Here is a 23,473-nt window from a genome sequence, read left to right as displayed (position 1 = left end):
TTATGGTCTATTTTTTTTAGTTTTAAATCTGCTATTTAAGTGCGGCCTCGATTAAAACTATTTATTTTTTGATTGTTCCCAACATTACATTAGGCGTGCGAATACCTGGTTTAATTTCTCCGTTGGATAGTATTATTTTTTTATTCCATACTACGGCTGGCGTAGTAACATGAGGTAAAAAGGGCAACTCTCCTATTTTTGACCACTGATCAGTTAGCGTATTATACAGTAAAATTCCATTATAAAATCCGGGATGATTGGTTACCAATTTATTTTTTTGGGTGATGAGATCAGTTTTCTTTTCTGGAGATTCTGCTTGAGCAATTTGGGACAAAAAGGTTTCAATTTGATGAAAAATAACACCATTATCTCCTCCAAGAATTAAAATAGAATGTGATCCGAAAGCAACTCCTGTACCTGCTGAAAAATTTGTGGTATTTTTTCCATCAGATATGGTAGCGGCAGTTTCCCACTTCTGCTTTTGCAGGTTAAAGACCAAAGTGGTGTTGTGTAAATCGCTTATACCAGAAGCTGTTTTGGTTCTTCCACCAACGACATATATATTAGTGCCATCTTTTCCTTTTTGAGCGATTACTACCGAGTTCGCTAAGGCAATTGGTAATTTTGGTAAAAGTATCCACTTTGCATTCGCGTCGTTTAAATCAAGACTTGCAAAAAAGTCAGAAGATTGTCCTGCTTCATCGCCACCAACTGCATAAACGACAGTATCAATGTGAGTTAAAGCAATGTTTGCAATAGCTATAGGAAAATCGGGTAAGGATTTTGTCTCTACTTCTTTTGTATCAGCATTCCATTTTAATAGGTACGATTTATTAGAAAGTCCATTTTCATTTTCTCCTCCCACATATACTACACCAAGTTTTGTAGAGGTAGACCCTGAGTACGCAATTGCTTCTGGCAATTCACTTTTTACTGCTGCAATCCAATTAAATTGATCTTTGCATTTTTGCAACACATGAATGGTTTTTGAATACTCTTTTTTCCCTCCTTCCCAAGGCATTTTATCCGGAAAATTGGCTCCACCAGTTACAATTAGAACGTCATTGCTGATGCCATTAATGACTCCTGCAAAGCCTAACGAAAGACTACCGTCGTTATTTTGTACTTGTGCAGCTGTCGACCAATTTACTTGACTTACCTCATTTTTTTGAGAAAATGTTTCAGTTGTTGCCATAATTAGAGATATAAAAAGAAAAGGAAAAATAGATTTGTTCATCGTTATTATTTTATAATAAAACGGCCGATTGCATTATTTTGATTTAAATTCGTCAAAATTTAAACTCGCTACATCTTTTTTGAATAATTCAAATTGTTCGTCACTCATGTTTTTGACAGGCAATCTAAATTGTCCTAAATCATGACCAACTACTTTCATATAGGCTTTACCTACTGAAATCCCGCCATATTTACCTAAAAGGCGAATCATGTTTATTGATTTTTGTTGTAAAACTCGTGCTTTTACTAAATCATTGTTGTTGAATGCATCAATCAAATCATAATATAAAGGAGCGGCATAATTAAATGTACTTCCTACAGCACCTTTAGCACCTAAAACTAAAGCAGACAACATATTCTCGTCACGTCCCCAAAGCATATCGTATTTTCCATTTTCATAACTCATGCAACTTTGAAAGTCCATAAAATCTTCATGCGTATATTTTACTCCAGCAAAATTGGATAATTTTCCATCCAATGCTTTAACTAAATCAAACATCGGTAAGTTTACACCGGTCAATACGGGAATATGGTAATAATAAAAAGGCATGGTCGGCACTTCTTTTCCTACCTCAATACATATTTGAGCTAAAACCTCAACATTCGCTGGTTTAAAATAAAAAGGTCCGGTTAAAGAAACCGCATACAATCCTATTTCCTGTGCATGTTTTGCTAATTCAATACAATCAGCCAAACAAGTTCCTGCCAAAAATGCCATCACTTTAAAATCGGCATCATGATTACTACAATCAGCCCAAGCTTGAGCAACTGCTTTCTTTTCTGCTACGGTTGTCGAAACACCTTCACCTGTAGATCCATTAATAAAAGCACCCGTTATTCCGTTTTGCTTTAGAAAAGTATAATAAGGGGGAATCAAACTCACATCTAATTTGCCATTGCTATCAAATGGTGTAAATGGAGCTGCAATAAGTCCTTGTAAATGTTCAATTTTCATACGATCTTTTTTATATTATTAAATAAGCCGGAAATTTATAGTGATTCCGGCTTAGTACTTTTAAACCTTTAATTTATGGATTCTGAGTAATTTTAGGATTGAAGTTAATGGTGTTTTGAGATATTGGAAACAAAATCTTTTTACCAGCCATTGACGGTACATTTGCCGTTTTTCCAAAACGAACTAAATCCCACCATGCTTTTCCTTCAAATGCCAACTCATGCAAACGCTCTCTTAAAATTGCGTCATCGTTTGCGGCTTGAGAACCATTTATAAACGAAGCCGTTGCATCTGCTCTTTGCATCACCAAGTTCATTTCTGTAGTTGGATCTTGCATTAACGCATTTTTAATTTCAGCTTTCATTAATAAAATATCTGCCCAACGGTAAATAATTATGTCGCTTACAAAACGTCTCGTCGTTCCGTCTACTGTTCCGTTATATTTTACTAATCCTGTAACTACAGGCGTAGAACCATTCATTAATGTTAAATAGGTTGCCTCTTTTCTAGTATCTGTAGCCGCGTAATTAAATCGTGTAATGTCTGGTTGCGCTCTAGAAATTCCCGCATTTCCTGTACCAACTCCAATAGTACCAAATGTCGCCGTAGCGGTAGCAGCAGTTAAGGGTGCAAAATCACTTGGTCCTACAAACATAAACGAGTTCCAGTTGTCTGACAAAGAAGAAGGAACATCTGCTAGAGAATATCGAACTGCAAAAAGAACTTCGTTATTTCCTTTATTTGCATAGCTAAATGCATCTTTAAAATTAGGCAACAAAGCTGGTCCAGCAGGAATGGCGTTAATCGCAGCCAAAGCCGCATTTAAGTCTGTTGCTCCTCCACCCAATTGTTTTGCAGTCCACAAATTTACATCTGCTTTTAATGCATTTACAGAGGCCACTGATAGTTGCGTTTTATTATTATTTGCATCAGGAAAATTAGCCAGAGCTAACTCAATATCTGATTTGATAAACGTAAAAACTTCTTCGATTGTATTTCTAGGAACAATGTATTCTGATTGATTCGTGTTTTCTGTAGGTGTAGTAACAATTGGTACGCCGCCCCAAGAACGCGCCATAATAAAATACGATAAAGCACGCATCGAATAGGCTTGAGCCAAATATCTCTTTTGCTCATTTACAGTTGTTGGACTGAACTGAATAGTAGGAACATATTTTAAAATTAAATTAGCTTGATGTACTACTGTAAATAAACCAGCCCAATCTACGTCTATATTTTGTACCGTTAAGTTATTGTTGTAATAGTTGGCTAAATTAAGTGGTGACTGAACGCCACTTCTAATTTCTGCACTTCTTGCTCCGCCCAACAAATAATAATTTTGTTGGGTTTGGGTTCTAAAATTAAAGTACATACCGTTTACACCTGCTTTCGCGTCATCTTCCGTTTTCCAAAAGCTGGCCGATGTGATTACACTGTCTGATGTTACATTTAGTTCATCCTGACACGAGTTCAGTACTGAGAAACTTGCAAAAAGTATTGTATATAAGAGAATTTTCTTTTTCATGATGTTTTTTATTAAAATTTACAAACCAATATTTAAACCAAGGGTAATGTTTCTAGGCACAGGATACGTTCCTTTTGCACCAGCATCATTTAATCCTAGACTTGAACCACCATCTATACCTTGTACTTCTGGACTTAAACCTTTGTAATTAGTAAAGTAATATAAATTGCTTCCAGTAACGTACACACGTACATTAGTCAATCGTACTCTTTCGATCATTGATTTTGGAATAGTATAGCTAACTGTAATTTCTCTTAAACACAAGTAATCTCCACTTTCGTAATAACGGCTATTTCCTTGAAACATATTTGTATTATACGCTGCACCACCTGCTTCAGATCTAAATAAATTATTTTGATTGGTTTGATCTGCCCAACGGTAGCGAGGTACATCAGTAATGTCTCCTTCTTTTTGCCAAGATTGTAAACTTTCAGCCAATAAGCCATAGTTTCCTTGAAATTGACCTACAAAACGAGCTCTTGCTTCGTTGTAAACTGTTGCACCAAGAGAATAATCAGTTCTAACAGCCAATGCAAATCCTTTATAATCAGCATTTAAACTAAAACCTCCTGTAAATTTAGGAAACATATTTCCCATAAAAGTTCTATCTCTACTGTCAATTACACCATTGTTATCGGTATCTTCAAATACTGCATCTCCCGCAAATTTCTTTCCTGTTGGGTTTCCACCATCTGCAGCTGTTTTTGAAACATAATTATCTTTTGTAGTCAAATTATACGCATCTGCTTCTGCTTGAGTAGAAAGAATGTATAATTGTTTGTGTGCATAAAAATCACCAATTTTTTGACCTTCTTGCAATCCTCCAACAAATTTGTACGCGCCAGATGCAGCATCCCAAATTTCAGTTCCACCAATTCTGTTGTTTACATTTCCGTTAAATGGAAGTTTTTCGATCACATTACTGTTATGAGAAACATTGGCACCAATATTAAGTTTAAAGTCATTTTGATTGTACACATTGGCATTCAGTTCTAATTCGAAACCTTTGCTTCTCAATCCACCTAAGTTGGTCAGTACAGTAGAGAAACCACTATTGGAAGGAAGTGTCAAGTTTGTTAATAAATCTGAAGTTAATTTATTGTAGAAATCTCCGATTAATCTAATTCTATCCCCATTAAATCCTAAGTCGAAACCAGCATTATACGTTTGTGATTGCTCCCATTTTAAACCTGGATTAGCAATTTGCGAATTGATAATGGCAGACTGTCCGTTGTAGCTATTAGCAAATCCGTTTGAAGAACCTGCATATAAACCTCCAGCTTGAAAATCTCCCAAAGTACCTAAGTTCCCGTTAACACCAAAGCTTCCACGAAGTTTTAATGAAGAAACCATTTCTGGCATTACCGTCCAAAAGTTTTCTTCTTGGATATTCCACCCTACAGATACACCTGGAAAAAAACCATATTTATTATCTGGTCCTAAGCTAGAAGCTCCATCATATCTAAAAGATGCTGTTGCAAAATACTTGCTTTTGTAATCGTAATTTACACGTCCAAAAACACTATTTAGAACTAATTTGGTGTTATTACTAAATACTGAAACTGGTATTGGAGATGAATCTAACGTTTGTGCAAGATCGGACGGACTTCCTTTTCCAGATGCATTGAATGTATTGATTGTTTTATCAAATTTTGAAGCTCCTAATTTTGCTTCAAAATCACCAATGCTTTCTAAGTTTTTCACATACGTGAAAACTCCTTCATATTGGTACTGCGTAATTTGATTGCTTAAACGAGTAGCAGTTCTTGTATTATCTACCAAACCATTACTTCCGCTTAAAAAAGCTTGTTGAAAAGTGTTGCCATTTTCATTTTCATTATAAAGAGAAAGCGAAGGTGTAAATGTAAATGCATCAGTAAGTTTTAAATCACCGTCAACACTCATTTGCAATTTATTATTTTCATTAATTCCTTTCACTTTACCCATTTGGTATAAAGGATTTCCATTAATGTTGTTTTGTCCTGGAGCTAGTGTACCATCTTCTAAGTACAATTTTGTAGTAGGTGAATTTCCTAAATAACGGTTAAAAACCACGCTATTGGCCACAACCTGATTGTTGCTAGCTTTACTGTATAACACGCGACCGTTTAAGGTAAAATTATCAGCCACTTTTAATGAAGCATTAAATTTACTTGTAAAACGCTCGTAACCAGTAAATATAGTAATACCATCTCCTTTTAAATATCCAAGACTTAAATCGAAAACACCTTTATCACTACCACCACTAAATCCTAAAGTATGGTTTTGAGTAATTGCCGATTGAAACAAAACGTCATTCCAGTCTGTACTTTTGTACATAATAGTATTAGCAGCATTTAACGGATCTGCCATTTCTTGCCATCCTTTAGCTTGCAACTCTCCAATCGTTGTTGGTGATAAGTTTGATTTTAATAAAGTAGCAAAAGGGGTGTTTGATAGTAAGTTATTTCCTGTTCCTGCTGGACTCGCGCCGGTTAATTGTCCTAGTCTAGCGATACCTGTAGTAGTAGAAAGACCTGCAATTTCTGCAGCATTATACAGACCTAAACGCTGTAGTCTAATGTAATCTCCACCTTCTAAGAAATCGTATTTTTTACCTACTTGACTGTTTTGCGTAGAAACATTGTACGTAATTTTTGTTTTTCCTGCTTTTCCAGTAGAAGTTGTAATGATAATAACTCCGTTAGAAGCACGCGCTCCGTATATAGAGGTAGCTGCAGCATCTTTTAAAACCTGAAGCGATGCAATATCCGCCGAGTTAATATCGTCAATTTGAGTACGAATTACGCCATCAACTATATACATAGGAGTTGCTCCCGAAGGATTGTCGATAGATGTTCCTCCACGAACTAAGATATTAGATGCTTTACCTGGTTGTCCTGATGCAGTGCGTACCACTAAACCAGTTACGTTTCCTTGCAATGCCTGCGTTACGTTAGAATACGGTACATTTTCTAAAACTTTTTTATCTAGTTTAGATACTGATGTACTTAAAGTTCTTCTGTTTTGTTGTCCGTAACCCACAACAATAACTTCGTTCATTTGTTGACCTACCTCTTTTAAAACAATAGTAAGCGGTGATTTACCGATAAGCACTTCTTGCTCCTCAAGACCGATATAAGATACAACCAATGTTGTAACATTGTCGGGAACGTCAATACTAAAATTACCATCAAAATCGGTTTGTGCTGTAATTTTAGATCCTTTTGCAAGAATATTTACTCCTGGTAAAACTTCGCCTTGCTCATTTTTTACTACTCCTGTAATAGTTCTTTGAAAATAGTTTTTTGAAGTAACATTTTTCTCTGACCTTTTTGAGGGATTTTCAGTTGTCGCAGCAGAAGCTTCGTGCGTTGCCAATGCCAATAAACATACCGATGTTAATTTCATAACATCTAATACCTTCGCTGTTAACCAAAGATTTGTTGGTTTGGATTTTGTTAATAAATTCATACTTTTGTAATGGTTAGTTATTAATACTTCATTCATGGTTATTTATTTGCTAACTAAATTTTTCTTCTAAGAAGAAAATTAAACCAGCTACTTCTTCAAAAACTGCTGGTTTTTTTTATTTAACAAATCAATCTTTTTATTTAAGCTGCGTACTATATAGTAGGCATATAAAATTTTATTATTAAAACCTCTAGTGATGTGGTTATTATTCTTACCTAAAGATCTGTACTCTAAACAACAGTAATATATATTTTAGTTGCGATGCTCTACAGACAAATTTTTAATTTCTCTGGAATTCAATCTATTTTTTATAAATTTTTTAGCAGTATTTTTACTGATGAAAAACGCATTCTAGCTCAATTGTTTTACTATTACGTTGTAAATATATAAATTAATTTAATATACAATATCTATTTATTAAAATATTTTATTAATTAAGCAAAAAAAAGAAACTAGACGTTCATTAAAGGGGACAGCATTTTTTCTTTAATCACGCAGCAAGCCCCGATGACTCCGGCACGACGACCTAAAACAGATTTTTTAAGTTTCATATCTCTGTTTACCAGTCCTAAAGAATATTTTTTTAAGGCGGCTTGAATTGGTAATAATGCGTAATCACCTAGTTGAGCAAAATCACCACCAATTACCAAAAGATCTGGATTAAAGATGTTGAGTATAATCGACAAGTATCGACCCATTTGCTCACTTTGTTTTGTAATAAGATCGATGCAAAGTGTATCTTCTAAATTTACTGCCCCATTTATTATCGCGTTGTGTTGTGTAGCGACACCTTTTTCATCCAATGTTACTTTAGACTGTTTTCCTTCTTTTATCGCACTTTTAAATTGATCAATTAACGCCCAGCCTGATATTTCAGTTTCTAAACAACCTAATTTACCGCATTGACACATAATTTCATTATTAAAAATTGTACTGTGTCCAAATTCTCCAGCGTACCCCGACTTACCGTAATACAACTTCCCATCGGTAATCATACCAATAGCGACACCCCAACTGTAGTTTAAAAAGATAATGTTTTGTTCTCCATCGACCACACCTTCTCTATACTCACCAAAAGTCATTGCTCTAGTATCATTTTCTAGATGTACTGGTAGTCCCAATTGTTCTGAAATAATTTCGGCTAATGGTCTGTTCTCCGTGAAGAAATAATTATAACTAAATCCTTCCATCGAATTGATACGACCAGACAAGTTGATGCAAACACCCACGATCATCTTTTTTTCTACTGAAGTATCTTCTATAAAAGAATTAATTAAATTGCATAATTCTTGAAGTGATTCTGGCGTATTCTCAAGTTTAAAAGACGAGTCAAGTTCTATACTTACAAATTCATTTTTAATATTTTGCAATCCGATAGACATACTTGATCGATTGACATTGACTCCTAGGAAATAAGCAGACGTTGGATTTACACTATATAAGGAAGGGCGTCTTCCGCTACTGTTGGTAATTTTTCCCATATCTACCACATACGCCTCCGAAAGTAATTCGTTTACCGCTTTGGTAACAGTAGGAATGCTAGATTGTAGCTCTGCACTTAACTCTGCAATGGTTGCATTGCCACTAGATAATAAATGTTTTACAATAGATTGTCTTAATATATGCCATTTTTGTCCAGAAAGGCTACTGTCTGTACTGGTGTCTAATAAATTTTTTAAACTCATAATAATGCTATATTAAGTGGAAAAAGTCTACACAAACTTACTGTATTTTTTAAATATCGAAAGACATTTAATTTGGAAGGTTAAAAAGTTTTGAAATTATAGGATGTAAAGTTGCAGTTTTATTTCGAAATTTTCAGAAAGTAAGATCGCTATTTATTTATTTGACTTCTTCTTTTATGTGTAGATATAGTTTGCAGAAAAAGTAGCAACCAACTTTTATTGGAAAATAATGTTAAAAAAAAAAACGCCTCAAAATTTAATTTGAGACGTTTAGCTAATTATTATTTTTTTTCTTCGTTATTCAGTTTATCATCGAAATCAGGTTTCTCTCCTTTAAATTTCTGCGTATCGACATCATAATTTTCATCATTCGTTAAAACTTGATCATGATCTTTATATTGATGTTTTCTCATGTCACTTCTATTGTCTGATCCACTGTTTTTATTGTTTTGCGGAGTTTGATTATTTGTGCTCATAATTATAAATTTTAAAGTTTTAATAAAAGTACAGACAGCAGCCGTATTTTTCGTTATAGAATTTTTTGCAAAAGTTATAAGATTCTAAATCGAAGTAAAAAGTTTATTCTATCAGTATTCCATTTATTAATGTTATTGCTTCAGGAAAATCCAACAGTGGTTTTGTACTGAAATTCTTTTGATTTAAATTTGCACCAATACTATAAGCTACAGCACTAGAAAAATTTATTCTATTAATTGTCTACTATCAGTTTCTTATTTTATTAAGTAATCAAATTGCCGCTTAATCAAAAAGAATTCAAAAAAAGTGAAAAACGGAAAATCAAGCTGGGTTGTTTGTCCCGAATGTAAAGGTCGAGGAAAAAAGAGCAAAGGTTTGAGCAAGAAAGTACGACTTCAGTATCAAATGGCGTTGGCCGTATTTGAACAGACGAGCGATAAAATCATTGTTCCTACACTTCCTAAAGCTCACTTACACTCTTGTTTAAAGTGTTCGGGATCTGGGTTAGTTCATTCGAATATTCCACCACTTCCAGATCAAGAAAAATATCCACATGTTGCTATTATTGGCGGTGGTATCGGTGGAGTGGCTTTAGCAGTAGCTTGTTTACATCGAGCAATTCCTTTTACTCTTTATGAACGCGATCTCAATTTCGATGCTCGCTCTCAAGGGTACGGCCTAACTTTACAGCAGGCCAATAAGGCAATGAAAGCACTTGGTATTTTATCATTAGATGCAGGTATTGTGTCAACAAGACATGTAGTGCATACTACAGATGGAAAGATGATCGGCGAATGGGGAATGAGAAAATGGATTCCATCCGATTTAAAAAACACCAATAAAAATTCTAACATACATATCGCAAGACAATCGTTGCGCTTTGCTTTATTGGAACAACTTGGTGGAACCACAAACGTGCAATGGGACCATCAATTGGTGGATTTAAAGGAAGATGAAAATAAAAAATTTACGCTAAAATTTATAGTTGAAGGCAAAGTAAAAAGTACCAAAGCAGATCTTGTGGTAGGAGCTGATGGCATCCGTAGTTCAGTACGAAGATTGCTAGTTGGCGAAAATGTTACTCCACTAAAGTATCTAGGTTGCATTGTAATATTAGGCATTTGTTCCTTGAAAGCTTTAGAGGAATTAAATAGTACATTACTAGATTCTGCTACTGTTTTTCAAACCGCAAATGGCACTGAGCGCATTTATATTATGCCGTACGATTCTGAATCGGTGATGTGGCAGCTTAGCTTTCCTATGACGGAGCAAGAAGCCAAAGAATTAAGTGTAAAAGGAACGCAGGCCCTAAAGCAAGAAGCGTGTCTTAGAACCCAATGGCACGATCCGATTCCGCAAATTTTAGCAGCTACATTAGAAAATCAAATTTCGGGTTATCCTGTTTATGACCGAGAGCTACTCGATTTTGAATTGCTTAAAAAAAGTGGGCAAGTCACATTGCTTGGAGACGCGGCTCACCCAATGAGTCCATTTAAAGGCCAAGGAGCAAATCAAGCCTTGTTGGATGCAATTGCACTAGCACGAACTATCTACAGTGAATGTAACTCTGAATCAAATTTTAATTCTTTTGATATTAGAGAACGTATATTGAATGTTTTTGAGTTAGAAATGCTCGAACGAAGTGCTACAAAAGTAAAAGATTCGGCCGCAGCTGCGCAATTCTTACATTCTAAAATTGTGCTTGATGAACGAGATTCGCCCAGAGGAAGTTCTCTACATAAAGAATAAACAAATCTACTTTACTTTTAGTTTTTTACAATTATACCTAATTACTACTTACGTTCTATTTTATTGTTTAGCTCGTGCCGTTTCGCCAAAAAACTAAGTAATATAATAATATCCTTTATCAATTTTGGCAGTTTCAATGTATTGATTGTCAAGTTCAGCTAGCGTGTTCTCAATCATTTCTGACATAGCATTTAGTGCCAAATCGTTTGGTTCAATTCCAAATGGATCCTCGAGTTCGTCTGCAATGGCCTCGAGCGCTACAAAAGTATACGCAATAAAAACGATGATAAAAGGTAATGTCCACAACATACTTTCGCCAAAACCAAACGGAAGTAGAAAGCAATAGAGGTAAACCGTTCTATGTAATAAAACACTATACGTGTACGGAATAGGTGTACTAGCGATTCGTTCGCAACCTCCTATAATATCTGATAATTTATTAAGATTTTCATCAAAAGCAACTTGAGTGATGCTGTCTAATTTACCATCTTGTTTTGCTCTATTAATCCATAAACCCAATTCTTTTAAAATAATAATAGGTTTAAAAACAGCCGTTTGTAATTGCTGATTATACGAATTCGCTAACAATCGTTGCATGTCGTAATCTGGATTAGTTTCTCTCAATTGATGTTTTAAGGCATGAACAACAGCCTTTAGCATTTGTATAAAATGAGTGCGTTGTTCGGCGTAATCCGTTCCATCTATAAGCGTATGCGACTGGCGCGCGAGGGAGCGCGTATCGTTTAAAAGCGCGCCCCATAGTTTTCTGCCTTCCCAAAAACGATCGTAACTCACTGTATTTCTAAATCCTAGAAAAATGGCTAACGCTATTCCAAATAAAGTAAAAATGGACGGATTAACGTAAAGCTGATAGTCGCTCAAATAATTTCTAAAGTAAACAATAGCAATTGTGTATAGAAAAAGTATAGTTAATCGTGGTATTAATTTAGGAAGAACCGAACCATCCCATTCAAACAGCATGCTGAACCAGTTTGTTTTTTGCTTTATAATCATAAAGTAAAATTAATATTTTTATTTACACAACCACTGTATCTTGCTTTGATTTAAATGAGAAAAAACATTTTACTTACCTGAATTCTGTAGTCTTTTCGTGAGAATATCGTAGCCAAATTGAAACCATTTTTACAAACCATTTTTCGCTTAAATTACTTAGTAGCGATCTTAAAGTCAATTAACGCAAACAATTTTGTTTTAAATACTATTCGCAGCATCGTATCCCGTTTTAATAGCATGCGAAATATCAGAAACTTCAATGCAATCTCCCACTCTAACTACGTTAATTTCATTATCGGTAAGTGCTACAGTTTCGAATGTTGCAGACCGAGAACCAATTGCCATAACAACATGGTCACATGGAATTTTTACGCTAATCCCTTGTTTATCTTCACAATCTAATCCACTAATAGAAATGCTTTTTACTTCATGCTCTGTGAATTGTCCAACACCATAGGTTCTAAAATTCTCTAGCAATGTAGGTAAAACAGTATTGCTAATTCCTTCTGCAATCTTATCTCTTTTTTCTATAATAGCAACATTACAACCTTGCTCAGCAAGATATTCGGCTGTCTCACAACCTACCAATCCTCCACCAATAACCGCTATACTACCATATACTTTTTGTTCTCCAGAAAGTATTTTCCAAGCGTCGCAAACGTTCGGTCCATCTACACCTTTAATTGTCGGAGTGAAACTTAAAGCACCAACTGCCACGATTACAGTGTGGGGATTTAGTGCTACGATTTTCTCGTTAGTTGCTGTTTCTCCCATTCGAACTACCACTCCTTCCACTGTTATAGCATGAACAAGATCTTGTACTGCGCGGTACATTTCTCTCTTTCGCGGAGGTACGTCGGCTATATTCAACTGACCTCCAAGACGACCTTCTTTTTCAAACAAAGTAACTCGGTGTCCTTTTTTTGCAGCTACGCGTGCGGCTTCCAGACCTGCTGGACCACCACCAATAACCACAACATTTTTTTTGACCTCAGCTAAAGTAATATCTCGAGTTTCTTCAAATCCGTTCTCAGCGTTAAGTACACAAGCAACAAAGGCACGATTTTGAATGTTATCCGTACAGCCTCTATTGCAAGATATGCAGCGACGAATGTCACAAGCCCGACCTGCAATTGTTTTATTTATCCAATCGGGATCTGCAAGTAAGGGTCTTCCTAAACCAATCATATCTGCTTTTCCACTTTCTAAAACCTGTTCCGCCATATCTGGATCGATGATGCGGCCTACAGTACTCACAGGAATAGAAACTGCTTGTTTGACAGCGGCAGCAATATCTACAAAAAAGCAATAGGGCTGGACACCCATTGGTGGAATAGTATCTGCTAAATTCCCCGTATGGTTTGCCTGTGCGACATGCAACATATCCACGCCAGCGTCCTCTAACCATTTAGCAAATTTTGGAGCGTCAACCTCATCAATACCTCCCTTTCCACGAATTGCAGTAACCACCGGAAATTTATATTCTAAGATCATTTCAGGCACTTTCTCTTTAAGTGCACGAACTAGCATGAGTGCAAATCGCGTTCGATTTTCAAGTGAACCGCCAAATTTATCGGTTCGAGTATTCATTTTCGTGCTGCACAATGCTCCCACTAATCGGTCACCGTGTATTTGAATTACGTCTACTCCTGCTTTTTGCCCGCGTACCGCACAAGAACACATTTTTTCTATAATTTCAACTAAGCTTTCTTCCGTTACTTCATTGACAAAAAACTGCATGTCATGATGAAGTCTACTGCGTACTTTATCCATTTCTCCATTGTCGAATAACGTATTAATTGCATCGCAGTCGTATTCTGGATGAAATATCTGAATTCCTAATTTTGCCCCGTACGCATGCACACTATCCGCAAGCTCACGAAAACTTTCAATTTGACTGTCATCAAATAACTTAGGCGTTGGCGCAAAACTGCGAATTGGTGCTACATCACCAAGAACAATATAGCCAACACCTCCTTTAGCCAAACGGGTGTAAAATGCTCGACTTTGACTGCTGATACTACCGTCCTTTGCTTCGTACCCTGTAGTTAAGGGTGGAAACATAATTCGGTTTTTGAAAGTCATTGTACGAATGGTGATTGGTTCCAATATTTTCAAGACAACTAATTTAGAATTAACAGTAAAAATACCTTTAATTTTTAGATCGATAAATGATATTAATCATCTTAAATGCTCTTTAAATACTTTGATCGAATACTAAGTTTAACAAGAACTTTATAGTTCCTGATTTAATCTTAAAAACAAAAATTGAAAGTTATAAAATCACTTGGAAAAGGATCTGATTTAAAACGAAAGTATTGTAGCAACTACTGAAATGATTGCAATTCCGAAGAGTATTGCGTTTTTTCTACGGTATTGTTTTGAGATATTTTCTGAATATCAACTTGTAAATCAATGTCATTTTTAAAAATAATTAGTAATAGTTCGGTAATTATTTTAGTATCAATTTCATTACAATAACCAACAAACTCAATTCGTTTAGCTTTTGTTTGATGGATTTTAAAACCTGCCAAAGGCAAATGAGACAACCGATTAGAGATATCTATAGTATTGATTTTCTCGCCTGATTTTGTAAAAAAAAGAACTGGCTTTCTTGCTTCCAATCCAACTAAAAACGGAATACCATTTTCTATTTTTAAACTGCAAAAATCGCCTGTTCGATACCGAATTAACGGCAGAAAAGGATTGCTACCGCCTGTGACTACTAATTCACCTCTTTCTCCATAAGGTAGCGCCATATCTTTGTATGGGTCAAAAATCTCTAAATACAAATCGGGTCGAATTACTTGGTGACCGATTGCAGTAGCGTAGGCTATATTTCGACATTCCGTCATCGAATAAAGATCGATTACTGGACATTTAAAATAATTTTCTAACTTTTGTTTCGTGCCATCTGTGAGCTTCATGGCAGAAGAAATTAATGCTTTGGGCGTTAATTCAACTTTCAAATCTAGTAATGTCATAAACGCGAGTGGATCACCAGTAAGAATTTCTGGATTGTACTTTTCTAAGTATTTTTGAGCATCACCGCTTTTATTCCAATCTGTCGGATTTAAATTAATTTTTAATATGCCAGCTCCTTCCAAATAGGTTGATAAAGAGGCATAGGTTACTGTTTTTTCTTGTGCACATATCAACGCAATTGCTGTCGAAGTCGCGCCTCTTGTTATAGAAACATTAAAATCTTCAAGTACAGATTCTATTTGTGGCAACCAGTTGGCCTGAGAAACAGCATCAAACAGTACATCTAATTTTGCTCCTGTAGAGCCAGAAGTATAATAGACCAAAAGCTCGTCTAAATTGGCAGAATCAGAAACAAATAAATGAGGGTATTTTCTAATATCGTCTCGGCAGATAGTTGAAAAATCAGCTATAGTAGCTCCCTGCTTTCGATAAAATGGCACTGTCGTAACACACCATTTTAGATAATCATTTAGCCACATTGGAGGTTGCATTTCTGTCCAGAATAACTTTTTACCGTACTGTTTCTTTTGGTATGACTTCACTTTTAAGAGTTGAGCCGCGTTGAGCCGATCGCCGCTTTTAAAATTAAATTTTGGGGCAAACTCATCCTGTCGAAGTTCATTTAAAAAACTTAAATCTTTAAGCAAAGGAAAACGTTCTGCATCTGTTAAAGCTATTTGTGGGTCACTACTCGCGTCCATAGGTATTTGCCGCTTCACGGGCTTTTTTTTCTGCCATTTCTCTTTTAATTTTCATTATTCTTTCATGTGCATGGTACGATTCCTGCAGAACTTTATGCCGATCTGCGCTACTTAACGATGATAATTTATCAGCGGCTTCATCACGGTTTTCGCCATTTGGTGTAATTTCACACCACTTCAATAACAATCGTACCATTTCTTCAGCACGTTCATCTTCACTAATCCACTCTTTGAATTTTACGTATAGTGAAGCTTCACTCAATTCCTCAAACCAAAAATTATAGAGTTTGTCTTCTATAGCAGAATTATTTATAAAATTAGGGTGACTCAGTAACCAAATTGAAATATGAATTGCTCTCCAATGATCATCTTCGAGATGTGCTAGCGTATAATCACTGGGTATCTTAAATTCCGTCTTTAAAAAATCATTGCACACAATTCTATAGGTGTCACAAATCAACGCAACCGAATTTAATCCTTCAAGCTTCAAAAAAAAAGAAGGTTCTAAATATATTTCTGGACATTTTCTTAAATGCGTAACCAGCTCAAAAACATCATATTTAGACATAAGCATAATTTTGTTGTGAAAATTCTAAGGCAAATTTTAAAAGTTCATCTTCATTTGTTACATAGTACACGTTCCATCCCATTTTTTGCAATCGAATAACTAAGTCTTTATTGTAATCGGGCTGCGAATGTAGCACCATTGTCCCGTGACCGCCTGCATTTTTTAATGCTATTTCGGCTAGCTCCCAATAGGTTTGAGATGTTTGTGTGTCCGCATCTAGCATACTAAAAATATCATTGTCGGTAACAATAATGATGTGTGACTTTACACTTGGCTTTTCTTCAAATGGTTTTCGCAATCGCTCAATTCCATACGCATATCCCGTACCTAAATACGAAGTTAAAGTAGTCAATAGATCTACTTCGTCAGTAATAAAGCCCTTCGTTTCTAAATACTCTCCGGGCTCACCAGAAAGACATCCCATAACAGAAGCTCCAGCTCGCAGAGCAGACAAACTAATGATTGTCGCTGCTAATACAGGCCATGAAAAATTTTGTATTGGATTCACCATCGAACCCGAACAGTCGATACCAATGTATACATTTAACGGATTTTCTTTTACCTCGTTATCAGAATCGGATCCGTACGTTCTCTTTTGAGTGGTCAATCCCGGAATAACTGTGGGTGATAAAATGGCCGATTGCAACCAGTCTACCTCTTCTATAGCGTCGCCAATATCCCAAGTTTCTAATCCTTCAGGTAAATCTAAAGTTATGTTTTCAGAAATTTCTACCGGAAAATCAATTAAATAAGGCAAAGCAATTTCTTTATAATACGTGTTTACTAAAAGTTGTTCGTTTGCTTTGGAATTGACTTGCTTCATCAAATCAATGTAATTTCCAGGTCCCATATATCCATTTCTTGGTCCTTGTCCTCCTAATTTATTTCTGTCTGTCTGTAAACCATCTTTCTCCTGCTCTTTTAAACCGAGAGCTTCTTTTCGCATGTCAATTACTTGATCATAGCCCTCTAAATCGAGTTCGGTCATACCTGAGATGGCAATAGCCCCCAAACCTGCATCTTCTGCATCTAACAGTATGAGGATCTTTTTTCGGGCATCTTCAAAAGTGTTGTCCTCCATTAAATACGGATAGAGCAATACGGCAAAGCGACCACCACCATGGATCCAGTTTTTTGAATAACTTCTTAACAGAGAGGCTAATAATGATGCATCGGCATCTATTTTTTTATTATGAAAAGATAAATTAGTAGCTAAGTCACCCCGATTTAAACGCCACAAATATTCATAAGTACGCATCATTAAAGTCCAAAACTCAGAAAAATTATCTTCTGAATTAATAGCTTGGTACACTTCTGACATTCTTAATTTAGTAATGCGTTGCAACTTATCATTAATCAAGAAATCGGCATATAAATTAGAAACCATCGGTGCTCTATCCTCAATACCTGGCAGCGCAAACCGAATTCTATTTAATAAAATGGCATTGTCGTATAAATTGGCTGGTGTGAAAATATGGTGTCCAATTTCATGCGCTAATATTTCGACCGCATATTTCGTAAGTCCACGTTCTACAATTTCTTGTAAATTAATCACAATGCGATGATCGTTTAGTCGAATCATTGCAAAACTGCCTGTAAGTCCTTCCTTTTGCGCGGCTTGATGCGACAAACAATAAATAGGTTCTTGCAATCGTAAAAATGGATTCCATTCTAACTTTGCCTGTTGCCAATGTGATTTCCATAAAGCTAACGTTTTTTCTATTTCGAATTGATTACTCATTTGCAATACTGAATAAATATATGAAATAGGAGTTTTGAAGCGTAAAAGCAAGCGTGTCTTTGGTTGTCACTATAGATGATATCTTATGAGCATCAATTTGTTCCTTACCTTTTCCCAGCCATTTTTCTACAGAATCGAATGGCTTCGAATTGGATAAAATATAGTTGGAATCTACCGTATTAGCTGGAAGTAGCACTTTACCAAATTGGTCTGCAAAAAGAGCGTAATTGTTTATGGAATCGGTTGCAAATAGATATTCATCGATTTGCGCCAGCTTTGGTGGATGTTCAAAAAAACCTTCAGATCCCTTAAAACCACCATGCATGCCTTCAAATTTGATCGTATGGGTAGACCATCGAAATTCAAATACTTGACCAGTAGCCTCTTCACTCAGATTCTTTAAAATCGTATGTTTAAGTTCTTCAGAAAGCGTTTGAAAATCCTCTTTTAAACGACCTCTTAAATGTGCCAAACCGCACTTCCACGCATATATCCTTCCTGCAATTTTAAAATCTTCAATGGTTTTAATGTCAAAACTACTGTTTTTCATGAGTTGACACCATACTACTGTTTTTGCTGGTGCGTACGTATGAAGATTACTGAGAACATCGTGCAATAGTGAACTTATTTTTACTGGAAATTTTAATACTAAATGGGGCAATTGCATTAGTAACAGCCAAGCACTTTTGTACTCCTCTTTATAGCGCATGGCTAGACCACTTCCAATTAATTTTAATGATTCGAGATAAAGTGCCTTTACGACTTCATGCACTTTTTCGGGAGCCGAATTTAATGCAGAAGTCTCTAGGACAATAGGCTGTACCACTTCCACCATCCAGCTCATGAGAATTAGAGTCGATAAAGGACCGTACTTCAATTCGGCATCATTGTACCATTGATTGTACAAAGCGCTATTAGCAGTTAATTCGGCGATAAGTGGAGGAAAGTTTATTTTTTCCATTGCAGCCATCTTTTGTAATTAGTATAGCGTTGGTGCAAATATTTCAATTTTAAAATATCATCGGCTCGATAGCCATAAAGTTTTTTCTCCTCAGACCACTTCTTTAACTGTTTTTCAATATTCAAAAGACGGTTGTCAATTTCTTTAGAGGATATGTTTTCAAGTCCTTTTTTAAACTCGACTTCAAACTGATCGACTGGATCATTTCGATCTAAATCTTGAATTACATATTCATCACAAGATAAATCGAAGAGGTTTCGCAACCATACAATTCGATCGACTCGATAAACTTCATTACCTACTTGATCAAAAAATGGTGATTCTAAATGTGGTGTTAAACTGTCATGCAAAACAAAGGGTAAAACTTGTCTTATATCTTCTAATTCTACTTTTTTATTTCCTCTAAAATAGGCCAATGACTTAGAAAACATCAATAAGGTCATGATTTTGCGAACCGATAAGCCATTTTTTGCTTGAGAACCTAAATCTTTAATCGGATCCTTTCCTGTTTCTTTTCTAAAAAGAGAACGCATGTCCATGCCCGATAATTTTGCCGTGTCTTTGGTCATGTACTCCAACCGATTGGACGCAGGTTCGAAAAACTCAAATTGTCGGCAAAAAAACTCAATACGCTTGCGCAATTCGGGTTCTATCGTAATACCTCTAATCTGTTTATTAACCGTATCCAGTTCTTCTTCTGTAAAGATAATTTCTTCAGGGATAATGGCTTCCGGTTTAAAATTGAGTTCAATACGCTGTAATAAGTCGTCAATAAATCGCGTATTAAAATGCATTGCTCTAATCACAATATCAATTCTGTCTTTTAAAGCTTCAATTACTTGATAGGTTCCTCCGCCCGCATCATCATTAGCAGTTAAGTACCAAGCCCCTTCTGGACACTCATAAATTTGATCGAAAATTTCAGCATAATTATCAGCCAAAACGGTTAATAAGGCCGACTGTGTTCGAGTCGGAATTCGATTGTATTCATCTATAATTTTTACACGCATGCCCAACCACTTCCGCCAAGCAATTCGAATATCTGATGTTTTTTCTGCCTTCACCAGATCTGAAGGTAATGGATGACCTAATAAATCAGAAATTGTCATTTGCGGTTGTCCGTGTTGAATGGCGCGCATCACATCTTTTTTGTCATATCCCGCCAACAAACCCATCAATACTGATGTTGCTGTTTTTCCGCGACCTGGTCCGCCAACTATGAGGCATTTACCTCTTGCGGCTAAGTTCAATAGCGGCATTAATACGAAACTAGAATAACTTTGATCGGTGGGTAAAGTAACAGGTACCTTACTGTCTCCAAACAAAAACTTTTTAGGATCACCATCATTGAATTCGATATCATAATACGGACTAATGATAGCCGTGTTGGTGATCCAAAAATACGCCTGACGCAATTTTTCGTCTAATGCAATTGCAGTGTTCGAGTCAGTTTGCACAGTTTCACTTGAGTACAGATCTTCTATTTTGAATTTACTATTGTTTGAGGTATCTTGCGGATTGGTAGGCGATTCTGGAACTTTTTTAAAAAATCCCATCGTTTTATTTATTAAGTCAGACATGGTTTTATTTTGTTTCTAAGATACTTAAAAATTAATTTATTGCTTATTGCATTCGGGTGTGTTTCTATTGTTAAAATAGCATTAATTCGCTTAAAACTTACTGTTCTCGCTCTCTCCTAAAATATTTGAAACTTGTTCAACTCGCTCATTTATAGTGCCTTTAAGCATGTAGTACGTAAGATTTCTAGCTCGTAAGTCATCAATTATTTTTTGTTGAAATTCTTTTCTTTTTACATCGCCAGATCGATCCCAAGTATCATCGTAAGGAATGTCGGTATCACAAACAAAAATAATATCGTGTCTACTTTCAGCCAATTTTGCCAGTTTCTCTAATTCGGCAAGAGCTTCTCCGTGATAATCCAATGAAAATAAATACGTAGTGATCGCATTGGTATCGGAAAACAAAAATTGATTGGATTGCAATACCAAAGCGTCTTCTCTTTCTATATGAATTTCGGCTATTTTTAAGAGATCTTCTAGTGTTAGTCTTTTGTTTATGTGATGCTTCTCCCAGTATTCTCTACCATATTCTGGCATCCATTGTGTATCAAAGTGAATTGCCAATTGTTCCGCTAAAGTAGTTTTTCCTGTAGAAGGCGCACCAAGTAAAACTACTTTGGTAATTAGGTCTGTATACACCGTTGGATGAACAAAATCTTTGTATTTAAAGGGTTCGTTTCTTATTTTTGTTGCAGAAATAGGGATGGTATTTCGACGCTCATCCACTTGTCTATTAATAGCATTTAAGGACGAACTCATGTGTACTCCATAAGGCTCACTCGAATAAAAATGTGAAATTCTTCTGTCACCTAAAACACTAGATACATAATCTTCCTGAATTTTCATAATTTCAGCTGTATAACCCGAATCGTTAGGAGAATTCACTCCTTCAATAACCGTAATGCTCGGATATAATTCTCGTATCCAATTGGCTCTAATTTTCAAAGGAATAGTACTAATAGGATCATCATAAATGAGCACTATTAATTCGTCAACCTCCTTCATCGCAGTTTCAATAAGTAGTTGATGTCCTTTGTGAAAAGGAGCAAATTTGCCCAAGGTCAGGCCAGCCTTATATTTGTATTCTGTATGCAAATTCTTCATTGTATGCTTTTTTCCATTCCAAGTAACCAATTATTGCCATAATCAAAAAAAGCACATACAAGCCCGTTGTAAAATATAAGCCTTTATAAAAATAGATACCTATTGCGACCACGTCAACTACGATCCAAAATAGCCAAGATCCCAACACTTTTTTAATCATTAAGTATTGCGCCACTAAGCTTGCAACCGTAGTAAAAGCATCTGCGTAAGGATAGGATGCATCGGTATTGTTTTGCATCGTATATCCTAAAAGCACCGTTGCAAAAATCGTTACGCTAAGCCATACACTTACTTTTGTAATCAATGTGACCCGTAAATTTGTTTGATTTTCTCCACCGTACTTCCAATTATACCAACCAAATGCTTGTAAAAATATATAAATCATATGCAAAATAAGATCTGAATATAATTTTGAGGTATAAAAGACAAAACAAAATAATATCACTTGAATTAATCCAAAATACCAACACCAAATATTTTGCTTAATTGTAAAATAGACGGCCAAAAAACCGAAAATTGAGCCGAAAACCTCTATAGTTGTATCCATAATTTCGATGCTAAAGATAGGATAATGTGTGAAACTTTAAAATCATTAAGAAGTAAGTTTTGAATGATTAGTAGTAGTATTTTCTAGTCTTTATTGAAACTATTTGCTTAACTCAAAAATTAACCCTTCTTTTTAATTGCAGTTTTCTATGCTAAATATGATAGATCAATAATATGTTTATGTTCCGACTAAGATGCTGTAATTTTTAAATAATTCATTGAACCAATTGAAATTTAACGAATTATGAAAAATTTACCTGTAATTGTATAATACACTTTTAGTGAATAATCGCGAAATTTGAGATTCAGCAGTTTTAGAAAAGTCAGTTAGAACTTCTAAAAAATATTTTCATTCATTTGAAATAATTCCTACACTTAAAAATAGCTTTAAAGAGCAACTGCTGTATTAATGCATCATCCCCCTGATGAACAAAAGGATTAAATTATATAAATTCTAAAAGCAAAGAAGTAAACATGGATCATACTAAAACAACAGAAAAAATACTTTCTATCGATTTTGGCGGCTCGCATATTAAAACAGCAATTTTAAATGAAGAAGGCAAGCTATTAACTGATTTTCAATCCATTAAAACGCCGCAACCCGCTACTCTTTCTGCGTCACTAGAAGCCATTCAAACTTTAGTACAAAACTTTAAAGGTTTTGATAAAATTTCAGTTGGTTTTCCAGGATACATCAAAAATGGCATAGTACGTACCGCTCCCAATCTTGACCAAGAAACGTGGTCTAATATTAATTTTAGCGAACAGTTAAGTAAACTGCTTGGTAAACCTGCTAAAGTAATTAATGACGCAGATATGTTAGCACTAGGCGTGATCAGCGGAAGTGGGCTGGAAATGATGGTTACTCTTGGTACTGGATTTGGAACCGCATTTGCGCTAGATGGTAAACTTCTACCGCACTTAGAGCTCGCGCATCATCCAATCACAACTAAGAAATCGTATGACGAATATATTGGTGATAATGCCTACGATGATGTGGGTAAAAAAAAATGGAATATACGATTGAAAAAAATTATTTCTATTTTAAAAACAGTATTTAATTATGATACTCTATACATAGGTGGCGGAAATGCAAAGCACATAAACTTTGAACTTGATGCTAATATTAAAGTAGTGACGAACAAAGACGGAATAGATGGTGGTGCTAAATTATGGCAACAGAACTAGACTAC

Annotated in this window: 17 protein-coding genes; 2 read left to right on the top strand and 15 right to left on the bottom strand. The window is 35.5% G+C overall.

Translation table 11 applies throughout. The features are described from left to right. Nucleotides 1-61: 61 nt before the first annotated feature. From ACRASX_RS12505 to ACRASX_RS12480, 6 genes are all read right to left on the bottom strand, one after another. Nucleotides 62-1,237 carry a galactose oxidase gene (locus ACRASX_RS12505; RefSeq protein WP_432221466.1) on the bottom strand — a complete coding sequence of 392 codons (1,176 nt, stop codon included), beginning with the start codon at nt 1,235-1,237 and terminating at the stop codon, nt 62-64. A 33-nt stretch (nt 1,238-1,270) separates the two neighbouring features. Continuing rightward, nucleotides 1,271-2,191 carry a dihydrodipicolinate synthase family protein gene (locus ACRASX_RS12500; protein ID WP_432221465.1) on the bottom strand — a complete coding sequence of 307 codons (921 nt, stop codon included), beginning with the start codon at nt 2,189-2,191 and terminating at the stop codon, nt 1,271-1,273. A 73-nt stretch (nt 2,192-2,264) separates the two neighbouring features. Further along, on the bottom strand, nt 2,265-3,716 hold the full coding sequence (locus ACRASX_RS12495; RefSeq protein WP_432221464.1) for a RagB/SusD family nutrient uptake outer membrane protein: 1,452 nt from the start codon (nt 3,714-3,716) through the stop codon (nt 2,265-2,267). Between the two features lie 18 nt (nt 3,717-3,734). Further along, nucleotides 3,735-7,169: a SusC/RagA family TonB-linked outer membrane protein gene (locus ACRASX_RS12490; protein ID WP_432221463.1), complete on the bottom strand. Its 3,435-nt coding sequence runs from the start codon at nt 7,167-7,169 to the stop codon at nt 3,735-3,737. Between the two features lie 452 nt (nt 7,170-7,621). Continuing rightward, nucleotides 7,622-8,854 (bottom strand): ROK family protein, encoded by a 1,233-nt coding sequence (locus ACRASX_RS12485; protein WP_432221462.1) that lies wholly within the window; start codon nt 8,852-8,854, stop codon nt 7,622-7,624. Nucleotides 8,855-9,135: 281 nt separating this feature from the next. Continuing rightward, nucleotides 9,136-9,330, bottom strand: a complete 195-nt coding sequence (locus tag ACRASX_RS12480; protein ID WP_066306079.1) for a hypothetical protein — start codon at nt 9,328-9,330, stop codon at nt 9,136-9,138. Between the two features lie 307 nt (nt 9,331-9,637). Here ACRASX_RS12480 and ACRASX_RS12475 point away from each other — a divergent pair, with 307 nt between their 5' ends. Further along, nucleotides 9,638-11,080, top strand: a complete 1,443-nt coding sequence (locus ACRASX_RS12475) for an FAD-dependent oxidoreductase (protein ID WP_432221461.1) — start codon at nt 9,638-9,640, stop codon at nt 11,078-11,080. Nucleotides 11,081-11,173: 93 nt separating this feature from the next. On the opposite strand, the gene ACRASX_RS12470 is transcribed toward ACRASX_RS12475, so the two are convergent. The 9 genes from ACRASX_RS12470 to pnuC all read right to left on the bottom strand — a co-directional run bounded on the left by ACRASX_RS12470 (nt 11,174) and on the right by pnuC (nt 22,281). Beyond that, complete coding sequence (locus tag ACRASX_RS12470) at nt 11,174-12,094, bottom strand: bestrophin family protein (RefSeq protein ID WP_432221460.1); 921 nt, start codon at nt 12,092-12,094, stop codon at nt 11,174-11,176. A gap of 198 nt (nt 12,095-12,292) precedes the next feature. Continuing rightward, a complete protein-coding gene (gene bilR, locus ACRASX_RS12465) occupies nt 12,293-14,212 on the bottom strand; it encodes a bilirubin reductase, long form (protein ID WP_432221459.1) in 1,920 nt (639 codons plus the stop codon). A gap of 209 nt (nt 14,213-14,421) precedes the next feature. Beyond that, nucleotides 14,422-15,780 (bottom strand): AMP-binding protein, encoded by a 1,359-nt coding sequence (locus ACRASX_RS12460; RefSeq protein WP_432221458.1) that lies wholly within the window; start codon nt 15,778-15,780, stop codon nt 14,422-14,424. Then, nucleotides 15,767-16,348, bottom strand: a complete 582-nt coding sequence (locus tag ACRASX_RS12455) for a hypothetical protein (RefSeq protein WP_432221457.1) — start codon at nt 16,346-16,348, stop codon at nt 15,767-15,769. Before ACRASX_RS12455 ends, ACRASX_RS12460 begins: the two co-directional genes overlap by 14 nt. Beyond that, nucleotides 16,341-18,089 carry a hypothetical protein gene (locus ACRASX_RS12450; protein ID WP_432221456.1) on the bottom strand — a complete coding sequence of 583 codons (1,749 nt, stop codon included), beginning with the start codon at nt 18,087-18,089 and terminating at the stop codon, nt 16,341-16,343. The genes ACRASX_RS12455 and ACRASX_RS12450 overlap by 8 nt, the downstream gene beginning before the upstream one ends. Continuing rightward, nucleotides 18,082-19,050 (bottom strand): hypothetical protein, encoded by a 969-nt coding sequence (locus ACRASX_RS12445; protein ID WP_432221455.1) that lies wholly within the window; start codon nt 19,048-19,050, stop codon nt 18,082-18,084. The genes ACRASX_RS12450 and ACRASX_RS12445 overlap by 8 nt, the downstream gene beginning before the upstream one ends. After that, on the bottom strand, nt 19,038-20,630 hold the full coding sequence (locus ACRASX_RS12440; RefSeq protein ID WP_432221454.1) for an AAA family ATPase: 1,593 nt from the start codon (nt 20,628-20,630) through the stop codon (nt 19,038-19,040). The genes ACRASX_RS12445 and ACRASX_RS12440 overlap by 13 nt, the downstream gene beginning before the upstream one ends. Before the next feature lie 90 nt (nt 20,631-20,720). After that, the gene (locus ACRASX_RS12435) at nt 20,721-21,734 is read right to left on the bottom strand and encodes an AAA family ATPase (protein WP_432221453.1); all 1,014 of its coding nucleotides are present in this window, start codon (nt 21,732-21,734) and stop codon (nt 20,721-20,723) included. Then, nucleotides 21,703-22,281, bottom strand: a complete 579-nt coding sequence (pnuC, locus tag ACRASX_RS12430) for a nicotinamide riboside transporter PnuC (RefSeq protein WP_432221452.1) — start codon at nt 22,279-22,281, stop codon at nt 21,703-21,705. The genes ACRASX_RS12435 and pnuC overlap by 32 nt, the downstream gene beginning before the upstream one ends. A gap of 473 nt (nt 22,282-22,754) precedes the next feature. On the opposite strand from pnuC, the gene ACRASX_RS12425 reads away from it, so the two are divergent. After that, nucleotides 22,755-23,468 carry an ROK family protein gene (locus tag ACRASX_RS12425; RefSeq protein ID WP_432221451.1) on the top strand — a complete coding sequence of 238 codons (714 nt, stop codon included), beginning with the start codon at nt 22,755-22,757 and terminating at the stop codon, nt 23,466-23,468. The last annotated feature ends 5 nt before the right edge of the window (nt 23,469-23,473 follow it).

The organism is Flavobacterium sp. TMP13, from assembly GCF_050847115.1.
Classification (GTDB): Bacteria; Bacteroidota; Bacteroidia; order Flavobacteriales; family Flavobacteriaceae; genus Flavobacterium.
Note: the sequence above shows the minus strand (reverse complement) of the source record. Positions and strands in the feature narration are given on the sequence as shown.